The sequence below is a fragment of the Actinoallomurus liliacearum genome, assembly GCF_039542035.1.
GTDB classification, from domain to species: domain Bacteria; phylum Actinomycetota; class Actinomycetes; order Streptosporangiales; family Streptosporangiaceae; genus Actinoallomurus; species Actinoallomurus liliacearum.
Genome location: NZ_BAABHJ010000040.1, coordinates 184,670 through 197,633 on the forward strand (window position 1 = coordinate 184,670; position 12,964 = coordinate 197,633).

Here is a 12,964-nt window from a genome sequence, read left to right on the forward strand (position 1 = left end):
GCGAACGCGTCGCCGGACGGACGATAACCTCACAAGAGTGAGCGCGAGAGACACCGACTGGGACGGTGTACGGCTGCACGTCGTCACTGGTAAGGGCGGTACCGGCAAGACCACGGTGGCCGCCTCCCTGGCGCTCGCCCTGGCCGCGGGCGGCCGTCAGGTCCTGCTCATCGAGGTGGAGGGCCGGCAGGGGATCGCCCAGCTCTTCGACTGCCCGCCGCTGCCGTACGAAGAGCGCAAGGTCGCGGTGGCGCCGGACGGCGGCGATGTGTACGCCCTCGCCGTCGACCCCGAAGAGGCCATGCTCGAGTACCTCGAGATGTTCTACAACATCAAACGGGCGGGCAAGGCGCTGGGCAAGATGGGCCTGATCGACTTCGCCACCACGATCGCCCCCGGCCTGCGCGACGTGCTGCTCACCGGCAAGGCCAGTGAGGCCGTGCGCCGCCGCGACAAGAGCGGCCGGTTCATCTACGACGCGGTGGTGATGGACGCCCCGCCCACCGGCCGGATCAGCCGGTTCCTCAACGTCAACGCCGAGGTCGCCGGGCTGGCGAAGGTCGGTCCAATCCGCAACCACGCGGACACCGTCATGCGGGTGATCCGCAGCCCGGAGACCGCGGTGCACTTCGTCACGCTCCTGGAGGAGATGCCGGTCCAGGAGACCCTGGACGGGGTCACGGAGCTGCGGGAGATCGGCCTTCCCGTCGGCGGCTTGATGATCAACATGGTCCGGCCGCCGCTGCTGCCTGCGGACGAGCTGGACCTGGCCGTCCACGACGAGCTCGACGTCGAGGCGATCCGCATGGGGATCAAGGCGGCCGGCATCGAGGACCGCACCGCCGAGATCGCCGACGCCCTCGCCGAGGAGGCCGCCGACCACGCGCGGCGCACCGCCCTGCAGGAGCGCGAGAAGGCGCGCCTCGCCGACGCGCACGTCCCGCAGTACGAGCTGCCGCACCTGAGCGACGGCATGGACCTCGCCGGACTGTACGAGCTGGCCGCCGAGTTGAGGAGGCAGGGAGCAGCGTGACCCCCGCGGCCGAGAAGACCCCGCCGGACTTCTGCGTCGACGACCTGATCGACGACCCCGACACGAAGATCATCGTCTGCTGCGGGTCGGGCGGCGTGGGCAAGACCACGACCGCCGCCGCCGTGGGCGTCCGCGCCGCCGAACGCGGCCGCGACGTCGTCGTGCTGACCGTCGACCCCGCCCGCCGGCTCGCCCAGGCGCTGGGCCTCACCGAGCTGGACAACACCCCACGTCTCGTCGAGGGCGTCGACGGCGAGCTGTACGCCATGATGCTCGACATGAAGCGCACCTTCGACGAGATCGTCGAAGCGCACGCCGAGCCCGGACGCGCCCAGCAGATCCTGGCCAACCCCTTCTACCAGTCGCTGTCCTCCAGCCTCTCGGGGACGCAGGAGTACATGGCGATGGAGAAGCTGGGCCAACTGCACCGGTCCGGCGCCTGGGACCTCATCGTCGTCGACACGCCGCCGTCCCGGTCGGCGCTGGACTTCCTCGACGCGCCGGAGCGGATGGGCCGCTTCCTCGACGGCCGATTGATCAAAATTCTGATGGCCCCCGCCAAGGCGGGCGGCCGCTTCGGACTGAAGGTCGTGACCGCCGGCTTCGGCATGTTCACCAGCGCGATCACGAAGGTGCTCGGCGGGCAGCTGCTGAAGGACGTTCAGACGTTCGTGCTGGCCTTCGACACGATGTTCGGCGGGTTCCGGGAGCGGGCGGAGCAGACGTACCGGCTACTGCAGGCGCCCGGCACGGCGTTCCTCGTCGTCGCGGCCCCGGAGCCGGACGCGTTGCGCGAGGCGTCCTACTTCGTCGAGCGCCTCGCCGAGGAGCAGATGCCGCTGGCCGGCATGGTCCTCAACCGGGTGCACAAGTCCGACGCCTCGCACCTGTCGGCCGTACGCAGCCAGGCCGCCGCGGAGACGCTGGAGGACCGCGGCGCACACCCCCTCGCCGCCGCGCTGCTGCGCCTGCACGCCGAGCGGATGCAGGTGACCGCGCGCGAGGCGCGGCTGTGTGAGAGCTTCACCTCGTCGCACCCGACCGTGCCCAGGGCCACGGTCGCGGCCATGGCCGAGGACGTACACGACCTCGACGGGCTCCGGTGCATCGCGAGGGACCTCGCGGGCGAACCGGAGGAGCCTGCGGCCTGACCGCCGTACCGCTCTCCTACGCGGCGCGGGCGCCGGCGACACCGACGCGCGCCCGGCATGCCGAAGGAGTCGGCCGCCTGATCGTTCAGGCGCTGCATGAGGGAACCTGGCCGGCCGGGGCGGCCAGGCGATCGACTCGCCGGATCGGTCGGGCGACGTGCCGGTTCAACCGACAACGTGCCGACTCGGGCGGCGATTCGCCGGATCAGCTCGCGACGAGCTCTTCGTCCGGGTCCTGCGACTGCTCGTACTGCTCCTTGGCGGTCTCCAACAGCTCTCGCCACGACGAGACGTCCGGGCGCCGACGAAGCAGCGCACGGCGCTCGCGCTCTGTCATGCCGCCCCAGACACCGAACTCGATGCGGTTGTCGAGAGCATCGGCGAGACACTCGGTGCGCACTGGGCAGCCGCGGCAGATCAGCTTGGCCCGGTTCTGAGCCGCCCCCTGCACGAACAACGCGTCGGGATCCGCGTTACGGCAGGCGGCGCGGGCGGTCCAATCCGTGATCCACATCTTGGCCCCACTCCCCTTGGGTCGGTTGTCGTTTGCGAGCCCCGGCCGGACGGGCGCGGACGTCAGGCCGCCATACGAAAGCCGTGGGGAGAAACTTACGGAAGAGCGCGCCGCTTCAACAGCCCCCGATGGGTCCATTCTTGAGATAGCCCCTACGGGCCATAAGGAGGCAACGAACTAGTCATCCCCCACGGCGAGGTGTCCCATATGCACCTCTAGTCCCGCGTAACCTATGTCGCGTGACTGATGAGAAGGCAGACCGGGAACCCGCCATCCTCAAGCTGATACGCCTCCTAGGGGCGGCGCTCGTGGCCGGAGTCCTGGTCAGCTTCCTCGCCCTGCCGGCCGTCGGCAGCGCGGGAATGGCGACCCGGGACGCCTCCGACAGCTTCAACAAGCTCCCGGACGACTTCAACATCCAGCCGCCCCCGGAGCGCACCACGGTGTACTCCGCGGACGGCCAGGTGATCGCGACGTTCTACCACCACAACCGCGAGTCGGTGCGTCTCGACCAGGTCGCCCCGATCATGCGGAAGGCGGTCGTCGCGATCGAGGACTCGCGCTTCTACCAGCACGGTCCCCTCGACATGAAGGGCTCCGCCCGCGCGCTGGTCACCAACGCCCAGGAGGGCGGGGTCAAGCAGGGTGGTTCGACGCTCACCCAGCAGTACGTTAAGAACCTGCTGGTCGAGAGCGCGGACACCGACAAGGAGGTCGAGGAGGCGAAGGCCCCGACGTTCGGCCGGAAGCTGCGCGAGCTGCGGTACGCCGTGAACGTCGAGAAGCACCTCTCCAAGGACCAGATCCTGCAGGGCTACCTCAACATCGCCTACTTCGGCGCCGGCGCGTACGGCGTGCAGGCCGCGGCCCAGCGCTACTTCAGCAAGGACGCCACCGAGCTGGCCCTCCCGGAGGCGGCGCTGCTGGCCGGCATCACCAACAGCCCCAGCTACTACGACCCGACGATCTTCCCGGACCACGCCCTGGAGCGTCGCAACACCGTGCTGTACCGCATGGCCGAGCTGAAGATGATCACCAAGCAGCAGGCCGACCAGGCCGCCGCCCAGCCGATCAAGCTGCACACCAAGCTGCCCAAGAGCGACTGCGTCGACAGCAAGGTGCCGTTCTTCTGCCAGTACGTGAAGAACGAGATCCTCGGCAACCCGGCGTTCGGCAAGACGGAGAACGACCGGGCGAAGCTCCTGTACCGCGGCGGCCTGACGATCCGCACCACGATCGACATGAAGGCGCAGAAGGCCGCGCAGCAGGCGCTCAACCGGCGTCCCAGCCACAGCAGGACCGCCACCGAGGCCATGGTCAAGCCCGGCACCGGGGAGATCAAGGCCATGGTGGTCAGCCGCACCTACGGCACGAACGTCAAGAAGGGCGAGACCCAGCTCAACCTCGCCGCCGACTACGCGCACGGCGGCAACCTCGGCTACTCCGCCGGGTCGACCTTCAAGATCTTCACGCTGGCGGCCGCCCTCGACAAGGGCATCAACGCGGGCTCCTCCTTCCCCGCGCCCGAGAGCGCCACGGTGTCGGGCTACCGGGACTGCAAGGGGAACGGCTCCGAGCCCTGGCCCGTCCAGAACGCCGAGAAGTCCAAGGGCAAGTCCGCCAACCTGCAGACCGGGACGTGGGAGTCGATCAACACCTTCTACGCCTACCTGGAGAAGGCGGTCGGGATCTGCGACGCCGTCAAGATGGCGCAGGACTTCGGCATGAAGCGCTCGGACGGCAAGCCGCTCCAGCAGAACCCGGCCCAGGTCCTGGGCACCAACGAGATCGACGTCACCCACCTCGCCGCCGCGTACGCGGGGTTCGCCGCGCGCGGCGAGTACTGCACGCCGATCGCGATCACCGAGGTGACCGACTCGACCGGCAAGAAGATCAAGGTGCCCAAGTCCAAGTGCACCAAGGCCGTCGACGCCGATATCGCGGACGAGGTCACGAACATCCTGCAGGGCGTCCTCACCAAGGGCACCGCGGCCGGCATGGGCATCGGCCGGCCCGCCGCGGGCAAGACCGGCACCTGTGAGAGCTTCACCTGCGCGGTCTTCGCCGGCTACACCCCCGACCTGGCGGCCGCCGTCTGGTACGGCGACCCGGAGGCGCCCTGGGGGCACCGCAACTACGGCGTCTACGGCAGGAACGTCGCCCCGATCTGGCGCGCCTCGATGATGGGCGCGCTGAGCGGGACGAAGGCCTCGTCGTTCCACACGCCGGTGAAGGACTTCGGCACGCTCGACCAGAAGCAGATCCCCAACGTCCAGGGCATGCCGGTGCAGCAGGCCAAGAAGCAGATCGAGAACGCCGGGTTCAGCGTGCAGATCTCGCCGCGCGCGGTCGACTCGAGCCAGCCGGCGAACACCGTCGTCTACACCTCGCCGAGCGGCGGCAGCCAGGTCGACCAGGACACCACCGTCATGCTGTTCGTGAGCAACGGCAGCGGCGCGGGGGTCGCCGACAAGAAGGGCAAGCGGGGCGGCAAGAAGCACGGCGGCTGGCCGTTCGGCAACTGACCACCGAACCGTGAAAGGTCCCGCGCACGGCCCGTGCGCGGGACCTTTCCGTTGTGCGGGAGCGCCGGTCAGCCCGCGAGCTGGCGCTTGACCTCTCCCGAGACCCGCTTCCCGTCGGCCCGGCCGGCGACCTTCGGCGTGACCGCCTTCATCACCTGGCCCATCGCGCGCGGCCCCTCGGCGCCGGTCTCCGCGATCGTCGCGGCGACCAGCTCGGTCAGCTCCGCGTCGGACAGCTGGGCGGGCAGGTAGTCCGCCAGGACCACACCCTCGGCCCGCTCCGCCTCCGCCTGCTCCGTACGACCCGCGTCGGCGAACGCGTCGGCCGCCTCACGGCGCTTCTTGGCCTCCCGCTGCAGCACCTTGACGACCTCGTCGTCGGAGAGCTCGCGCGCCCGCGTGCCCGCGACCTCCTCGTTCGTGACGGCCGTCAGCACCATGCGGAGGGTACGGGTGCGCACCTCATCGCGTGCCTTCATCGCGGCCGACAGATCGGCCTGCAGCTTCTCCTTCAACATAGGGACAATCTTGCCCTGCGTACGGGCTTGGACGCCCGGCAATAATCGGTGCGTCGTTCTGGCACGATGGTGAGCGTGCGAAAGAGATACGCGATTCCCCTGGGCGTCCTCGGCACCGGGGTCGCCGGAATCGGTTACGCATCGGTCATCGAGCGGAACTGGTTCCGCCTCCGCCGCTACGACGTGCCGATCCTCTCACCCGGCCAGCGGCCGATCAAGATCCTGCACATCTCCGACACGCACCTGACGCCGGGCCGCCGCCGGCTGATCAAGTGGGTGAGCGCGCTCGACTCCCTCGAGCCCGACCTGGTCGTCAACACCGGCGACTCGATCTCGCACCGCGACGCCATCGGCCCGTTCCTCGACCTGCTCGGACCGCTGCTGGACCGTCCGGGCGTGTTCGTGTACGGCTCGAACGACATGTACTCCCCGGTCCCGAAGAACCCCGCCCGCTACCTCTGGCGGACGAGCCAGAAGGATTACGGCAAGAGGCGGACCGTCCCCGACCTGCCGTACCGCGAGCTCGGCTCCGCCATGACCGCCGCCGGCTGGCTCGACCTCAACAACGCGACCGGCACGATCAAGGTGGGCGACACCGAGATCTGGCTCGGCGGCATCAACGACTCCCACATCCGCAAGGACCGGTACGACGAGATCGCCGGCCCGGCCAAGGGCCCGCTCAGCATCGGCGTGATGCACTCGCCCGAGCCGCGCAACCTCGACCGCTTCGCCGCCGACGGCTACCAGTTGCTGCTGGCCGGCCACACGCACGGCGGCCAGCTCTGCGTCCCGCTGTACGGCGCCCTGGTCACCAACTGCGGCATCGAGCGCGCCCGCGTGAAGGGCCTGAACCGGCACGGCGACGCCTGGCTGCACGTCTCCGCCGGCCTCGGCACCTCCCCGTACGCCCCGGTCCGCTTCTGCTGCCCCCCGGAGGCGTCCTTGCTGACGCTGGTCCCGGCAGCGAGGTGAGGCGAGCCTTGATCCCTGGCACTCGCCGCGCCGTAGCGTCAGCGTCCGCCAGGGATCAGAGGCCGAGTCGGTAACCATGGCGCGGGGAGGGTCAAAAGTCCGCTAGACTCGTCGAGGCGCAGGCGTTGAAGACGACCTGCGGCCACCGGGGTGTAGCGCAGCTTGGCAGCGCGCTTCGTTCGGGACGAAGAGGTCGTGGGTTCAAATCCCGCCACCCCGACCAGCCCAGAGGCCCTGTACCGCGACGGTACAGGGCCTCTGTTCATGTTCGGCCGCCTATCGCCTCTGGGCCGACTTCGGCCCGAACGCCTTGCCGATGATCTCGGCTCCCTCGGTGATGACCGGGCGGTGGGCGGTTCTCTCTCCCCCCGACCGATGACTTTCGCGTCGTCACGTGGTCTACATGTTGGGAACTTCCCCCTTCCGCACCTGCGGGAGGCCCGAGATGAGATGACAAGGAGCGTGCACACCGTGGACCAGGAGAACATGAGCGCCACCCTGACCGTCGCCGTGCCCGCCGCCAGGGTGTTCGCGGTGCTGGCGGACCCGACGACCCATTCTGCGATCGACGGCACGGGCTGGGTTCAGGAAGCCGTCGACCGGGCGCCGCTGACCGAGGTGGGGCAGATCTTCCGGATGGACATGTATCACGCCAACCATCCAGACGGTGACTACCGGATGGCCAACAAGGTCCAGGTGCTCGACCCGCCGCACGCCATCGGCTGGCTGCCGGGGCCGGACAAGGGCGACGGTCAGCCGGAGTTCGGCGGCTGGACCTGGCGTTACGAGCTGGCGTCGCTCGGTCCGTCCGAGACCGAGGTCACGCTCACCTACGACTGGTCGGCGGTGCCGCAGTCCTTCCGGGAGTACCTCCGGTTCCCGCCGTTCGGCCCTGAGCATCTCACCAACTCGCTGCACCACCTGGCCGAACTCGCCGCACAGACGTCCCGAGCCTGAACGTCCGGCGGCTGGACACCGGCCGTCTCCTCTCCGCCTTGGGGGGATCCCTGGCGTCGCCGGGTGCATCACCCGCCCTGCAAGAGTGCCGGGGTCCCCTCAAGGAAGAAGGCGGTGGCCTGCCTCGGGTGGCATGCCGATACGAAACACCGCTGAACCGGAGGAAGAGCCGCCATCGCACTGGCCGCCCCACACTGCGCCGGCCGTTCTCGCCAGAACGCTGCTCACAGGCCGAGTTCGACCACTTGCGCCGGAATGCCGTGGTCGATCAACGCCACCAGTGGGGTGGCGAGGTCGCGAGGTGAGAACAGCTCGGGACCGCGATATGCGGCGATCTCCTGCGGCGGCCACCATCGGAACCCGCTGATGTTCTCATCGACGAGTTCCTCATCAGCCAGCGTGCCGCGTGGACGGAACGACTCGGTACGGACGAGGAAGTAGTCGTTCACCACACCGTCGTAGCCCGGCGCATGGTCGGCTGCCTCGACTCGCTGGTGCCATACGTGCGGTGGGTCGGCGTCGATGGCGAGCCCTACCTCTTCGAGCAGTTCGCGACGCAGTGCGGCAAAGGCCGACTCGCCGCTCTCGACACCTCCGCCGGGGGCGGCCCACACGACGGCCCCAGCCGTCTTTGGAAGGGTGAACCGGCACAACAGGATGCGGTCCTCTTCGTCCAGGACGATGGCGCGCACCGAACGGCGGATCTTCAGCGCGGACATCCGGGAAGCACATCCATACCCCCGGAGACACTGCGTGGAGAGCGGGAGAGCAGTGCGGTGGCTGCTTTGACTCCTGGGGCCGCCGACCATAGTCCGTGATCACGGCTGATGCTCCGCGCCTTCCAGGACTGAAGTCGGCCGAGGCGGACTGGTTGGTGCAAGCCGCATTGGCGGTCGGTGCGGCGAGCCCTGTCGACGACTCCGAACAAGCCTCCCCGCCGTGCCGGCCGTAAGACTCGGGGAAGGCCCCCACTGCCGGGCGGTTTGTCTCGATAAGGGACCCGATCATGGTGCATTCACCGAGCATTACGCTCGCTCCACCACGAACCTGCCTCGGGCACCACTCCACCGGACCTCTGATCAAGGCGGGACCGCCCCAGCAAACGGCGATGACCTGGTCGCTACTCGCTGCACGCCCAGTGCGGTCGATGACCACCTGCGAGTGGCCGAGTAGACAACGAAGTGCGGGCCCGGCCGATGGCCGGGCCCGCAGTACTCACAGGCGTCTCGCCCGCGAGGTCGTCAGCGCCTGGGCTTGGTCACGCGGACCGGGCCCTCGATGCGCGGGTTCTGGTTCCCGCCGCTCTGGCCGCCGGAGCCGTTGCCCGAACCGGAGCCGTTGTTACCGGAGCCGTTGTTGGCCGCCATCGTGGTGTCCCTTCGTTGTGATCGCCCTCCGCGTTCTCCCGGGGAGGGGGCCGCGTCATCTCGTGACGATGGCCAATAGTTATAAGTCCGGCACAGAGCCCACGACGCAACTCGGTCCAACAAAAAATTTCATCTCCGCGTCGCCAGCGAGTCCATACGCCGACACGTGGCGATCAGTCGGCGATGGTTCCGCAGGTCGAGAAGGTCAGGCAGCCCGTTCCTCGGCCGAAAGGGCAGTGGCAGGCGCGCTGCGGATCTGCACGAGTCTGTTGCGAAGATCAGTTTGTGATGGAAACCTGCTTCCATGACAGACGGAACGACTCCCTCCGCGGACGTCGCCCGAGAGGTGCTTTCGACCACCCGGGAACTGACCCGACGCGTACGCCGTGCGCAACGCGGCACCTGGTTCCCGCTCGCGCTCCTCGGCGTGGTCGTCGTCGCGGCCGCGCCCTTCTACCGCCTGGGGCGACACGCCGTCAGGTGCGACCCGGCCCGGGGCGCCCGCGGCGGCGTCGAGATCATCCATGACGGCACCTGCACCCAGGTCGTCGGCTGGCCCTCCGGGGTCTACTGGCTCGTCGCCCTGGTCCTGGCGTACGCGGCGATCGGTGCCTTCTACGTGTACCGGGCCCGCAGCCGCGGGGTCGGCGCCCGCATCCTGCCGTACGTGGGCTCCGGGATCGCCGCCGGACTCGTCTTCGGCATCGCCTCTGCCTGGGCTCGACAACTCGGCCTGGAGGATTACTCCCCGGGCGGTCCGCTCGCCGTCGGTCTGGTCCCGCTGATCTCCATCGGCCTGGCGCTGTTCGTGCTGGCCCAGGTGGAGGACAACCGGCCCCTCCTGGCGTTCGCCGCCGGCTATCTGGTGGTCGCGGTCCTGACCTGCGGCGTGGGAACGCGGAGGCTGGGGCTGAACACAAGCTTCGACCTCGCCCCGACGTGGAACTTCCTCCCGGGCCTGGTCGTCGCCGGCGGTGTGCTGCTCCTCGGTGGCGTGTGCTTCGCCCTGGCCGAACGGCGGCGCGGGGCATGACCCATCCGGCGAACGCGCTCGACGACGTCGTTCACCAGCGCATCCGGCTGGGCATCCTCGCCGTCACCCACGAGGCACGGCGAGTGGAGTTCGGCTTTCTGCGGACCACGTTGGACCTGACCGCCGGCAATCTGTCCCAGCACCTGACCGTGCTGGAGAAGGCCGGGCTGGTGAAGATCGAGAAAGGCTACGAGGGCAGGCGCGGCCGTACGTGGATCAACTTGACCGCAACCGGCAAGAAAGCCCTGTACGACGAGATCTCCCAGCTCAAACAACTCATCCGCCAGGTCGAGGAGTCCCCTGCGGCCGACCCGGCCGCCGAACCCGCACGGGTCGAGAACGAATCCGAGGGTGGATGAACGAGCTCGGCGGTGTGCTGCAGGTCCGCGGCCTGTTCAAGGAGCATGGCCAGGGGCAGAGTCTGATCCGCGCGGTCGGTGGAGTCGACCTCGAGGTCCCGGCGGGACAGATGCTGGCGGTGATGGGACCCAGCGGCTGCGGCAAGTCCACACTGCTGCACCTGATGGGGGGCCTGGAGCGACCCACCGAAGGGGAGGTGTGGCTGGCCGGCCGGCGCATCGACACCGTGAGCGAGCGGGCCTTGGCCCGGCTGCGGCGCCGGTCGGTGGGGTTCGTCTTCCAGGCCTTCCATCTGGTGGAGGAGTTGTCGGCGGCGGAGAACGTGGAGTTGCCCGCGCTTCTGACCGGGCGCTCGGCGCGCGCGGCCAGGCGCCGCGCGACCTTTCTGCTGGAGCGGTTCGGGCTCGCCGACCGCGCCCGGCACCTGCCCTGGCAGTTGTCGGGGGGACAGCGTCAGCGCGTGGCCATCGCCCGTGCCCTGGCCAACGAGCCGCTGGTCCTGTTGGCCGACGAGCCGACCGGGAACCTGGACACCGCAGCGACGCTCGACGTGCTGCGGATCTTCGCGGACCTGCGGGCCGCAGGGCAGACTCTCGTGGTCGTCACGCATGACGAGCGGGTCGCGGCCACCGCGGACCGGGTGATCTCGATGCGCGACGGGATGTTCGTCGACGACACCCGGCCGGCAAGCGGCGCCGGGCGGCTCGACGGCCGGTTCGGGCTGGAGGGCTGAACGCCGTGGGCCGCATTCTGCTCGTGCTCCGCCTCGTCCTGGGCGACGTGCGACGGCATCCCGGCCAGGCCGCGATGCTCCTTGTCTCGATCACGGCCGCCACCGCCGCCTTGGGCCTGGGACTGTCCCTGCACGGGGCGACCGGCGCGCTTTACCGACAGACGCGCGCAGCCACGGCCGGGCCGGACCTGGTGGCCGTTTCCCCTGGCACCGACCGGACCTCGATCTCGGCTCTGACGTCGTTGGAGCACGCTCCCGGGGTCGTCGCCCACAACGGACCGTACCGCCAGTTCTATGCGACGCTCACGGCGCACGGCTCCACGGCGCGCGTGGTGGTGGAAGACGCCGCTGCGACACCGTGCTCGGTCAACCGTCCGTCGGTGACCTCGGGCAGCTGGGTACGCCCCGGAGGCGTCGTGCTCGAACGCGGCTTCGCCGCCGCTCTGGGCGTCCACGTCGGCGACCACGTCACCGTCGCCGGGCGCTCACTTCCGATCGTCGGGACGGCCGTGACCGCGGCCCACCCCGTCTACCCGTGGGCGCAGCTGACCGGCGCGGACGGTGGGGAGAGCGACGACAGCGGTCTGGCCTGGCTGAGCGAACAGGACACTCGAGCGCTGGTCTCCGCGCATCTTTCGGTGACCTCCGCCCTGGATCTGAAGCTGCGCGACCCCGCCGCGACCCGGGCGTTCATAGATTCCCATCGTGGCTCCGATATCCCGGTGAACTTCTTCACCTGGCAGTTGATGGCAGACCAGGACTCCGTCATGCTCAGGGACAGCCAGCCGATCCTGGTCATCGGCAGTTGGCTGCTCTGTTTCCTGGCCATCGCCGGCGTGGCCACGCTGGCCGCCGGACGCGCCGCCAAGCAGACCCGCCGGGTGGGACTGCTCAAGGCCGTCGGCGCCACACCCGGCCTCATCGCCGCCGTCCTGCTCGCCGAATACCTGACCCTGGCGCTCCTCGCCGACGTACTGGGGCTGACGGCCGCACGGCTGGCCGAGCCCGCCATCATCAATCCCACCGCCGGCCTGATCACCGCCGCCACCGGACCGACCGGCGGCACCATCGTCGTCACGACCGTCATCGCCCTGGCAGTGGCGGCCCTCACCACCCTCGGCCCGACCGTACGGGCCCTGCGCACGGAAACCGTCGCCGCACTGGCCGACACCGCCCACCAGCCCCAGCACCGAGCCCACCTGACCAGAGTCTCCGCGCTGCTCCCGACTCCACTCCTGCTCGGGCTCCGCCTGATCGCCCGCCGACCCGGCCGCGCGTTCCTCCACGCATGCACCATGACGGCCACACTGACCACGATCACCGCCCTGCTGATGGAATACGCCCAGCCCGCCAGGGGCTACGGCCTGGGCGGCTCTTCCAGCCTGACCAATCTGAAGGCCGATCAGGGACGGCACATGATGCTGGCCGTCACGGCCGCGCTGATCACACTCGCCGTCGTGAACACCCTCACGATCACCTGGACCACGGCGCAAGAAGCCCGACCCACCATGGCCATCGCACGCACCCTCGGCGCCACCCCCGGACAGATCACCGCCGGACTGTCCGTCGCACAACTCCTGCCGACCCTGCCCGGCGCCCTCGCCGGCATCCCCATGGGCATCGTCCTGTGCCTGCCCTTCAGCGCCGCGAACATGGCCTGGCCCCCCGCGTGGTCGCTGTTCGCCGCCGCACTCGCCGCCCTACCCGTTACAGCAGCGCTCACCGCCGTACCCGCCCGCATCGCGGCCCGCCGATCCGTGGCCCAGACCCTCAGCGCCGAAGCGACCTGAGTGGATGGCGC

General features: G+C 69.5%; 13 protein-coding genes and 1 tRNA gene. 10 read left to right on the forward strand and 4 right to left on the reverse strand.

Annotated elements, in window-relative coordinates:
- The first annotated feature begins 37 nt into the window (after positions 1 to 37).
- Both bagA and bagB read left to right on the forward strand, forming a co-directional pair.
- Complete coding sequence (gene bagA, locus ABD978_RS39350) at positions 38 to 1,033, forward strand: ATPase BagA (protein WP_345366013.1); 996 nt, start codon at positions 38 to 40, stop codon at positions 1,031 to 1,033.
- Complete coding sequence (gene bagB, locus ABD978_RS39355) at positions 1,030 to 2,184, forward strand: ATPase BagB (protein WP_345366016.1); 1,155 nt, start codon at positions 1,030 to 1,032, stop codon at positions 2,182 to 2,184. The genes bagA and bagB overlap by 4 nt, the downstream gene beginning before the upstream one ends.
- A gap of 205 nt (positions 2,185 to 2,389) precedes the next feature.
- On the opposite strand, the gene ABD978_RS39360 is transcribed toward bagB, so the two are convergent.
- Positions 2,390 to 2,698 (reverse strand): WhiB family transcriptional regulator, encoded by a 309-nt coding sequence (locus tag ABD978_RS39360; protein ID WP_252843431.1) that lies wholly within the window; start codon positions 2,696 to 2,698, stop codon positions 2,390 to 2,392.
- Positions 2,699 to 2,937: 239 nt separating this feature from the next.
- Between ABD978_RS39360 and ABD978_RS39365 the strand changes: the two genes are divergently transcribed.
- A complete protein-coding gene (locus tag ABD978_RS39365; protein WP_345366020.1) occupies positions 2,938 to 5,223 on the forward strand; it encodes a penicillin-binding protein in 2,286 nt (761 codons plus the stop codon).
- 68 nt (positions 5,224 to 5,291) lie between these two features.
- Here ABD978_RS39365 and ABD978_RS39370 read toward each other — a convergent pair whose 3' ends face one another.
- Positions 5,292 to 5,741, reverse strand: a complete 450-nt coding sequence (locus ABD978_RS39370; RefSeq protein WP_345366022.1) for a GatB/YqeY domain-containing protein — start codon at positions 5,739 to 5,741, stop codon at positions 5,292 to 5,294.
- Positions 5,742 to 5,807: 66 nt separating this feature from the next.
- Between ABD978_RS39370 and ABD978_RS39375 the strand changes: the two genes are divergently transcribed.
- The 3 genes from ABD978_RS39375 to ABD978_RS39385 all read left to right on the forward strand — a co-directional run bounded on the left by ABD978_RS39375 (position 5,808) and on the right by ABD978_RS39385 (position 7,670).
- A complete protein-coding gene (locus tag ABD978_RS39375) occupies positions 5,808 to 6,713 on the forward strand; it encodes a metallophosphoesterase (protein WP_345366024.1) in 906 nt (301 codons plus the stop codon).
- 146 nt (positions 6,714 to 6,859) lie between these two features.
- Positions 6,860 to 6,936: transfer RNA gene (locus tag ABD978_RS39380), tRNA-Pro, on the forward strand.
- Between the two features lie 239 nt (positions 6,937 to 7,175).
- The gene (locus tag ABD978_RS39385; RefSeq protein ID WP_345366026.1) at positions 7,176 to 7,670 is read left to right on the forward strand and encodes an SRPBCC domain-containing protein; all 495 of its coding nucleotides are present in this window, start codon (positions 7,176 to 7,178) and stop codon (positions 7,668 to 7,670) included.
- A 224-nt stretch (positions 7,671 to 7,894) separates the two neighbouring features.
- Here the strand turns inward: ABD978_RS39385 and ABD978_RS39390 are convergent, their stop codons facing one another.
- A complete protein-coding gene (locus tag ABD978_RS39390; protein WP_345366028.1) occupies positions 7,895 to 8,389 on the reverse strand; it encodes an NUDIX hydrolase in 495 nt (164 codons plus the stop codon).
- A gap of 522 nt (positions 8,390 to 8,911) precedes the next feature.
- A complete protein-coding gene (locus tag ABD978_RS39395; RefSeq protein WP_345366030.1) occupies positions 8,912 to 9,037 on the reverse strand; it encodes a hypothetical protein in 126 nt (41 codons plus the stop codon).
- 304 nt (positions 9,038 to 9,341) lie between these two features.
- On the opposite strand from ABD978_RS39395, the gene ABD978_RS39400 reads away from it, so the two are divergent.
- The 4 genes from ABD978_RS39400 to ABD978_RS39415 are packed head-to-tail and all read left to right on the forward strand — an operon-like array spanning position 9,342 to position 12,953.
- A complete protein-coding gene (locus ABD978_RS39400; protein ID WP_345366032.1) occupies positions 9,342 to 10,070 on the forward strand; it encodes a hypothetical protein in 729 nt (242 codons plus the stop codon).
- Complete coding sequence (locus tag ABD978_RS39405) at positions 10,067 to 10,429, forward strand: transcriptional regulator (RefSeq protein ID WP_345366034.1); 363 nt, start codon at positions 10,067 to 10,069, stop codon at positions 10,427 to 10,429. The genes ABD978_RS39400 and ABD978_RS39405 overlap by 4 nt, the downstream gene beginning before the upstream one ends.
- Positions 10,426 to 11,163: an ABC transporter ATP-binding protein gene (locus ABD978_RS39410; protein ID WP_345366036.1), complete on the forward strand. Its 738-nt coding sequence runs from the start codon at positions 10,426 to 10,428 to the stop codon at positions 11,161 to 11,163. The genes ABD978_RS39405 and ABD978_RS39410 overlap by 4 nt, the downstream gene beginning before the upstream one ends.
- 5 nt (positions 11,164 to 11,168) lie before the next feature.
- Entirely contained in the window at positions 11,169 to 12,953 is a 1,785-nt protein-coding gene (locus ABD978_RS39415) for an ABC transporter permease (RefSeq protein WP_345366038.1), read from the forward strand.
- Positions 12,954 to 12,964: the final 11 nt, after the last annotated feature.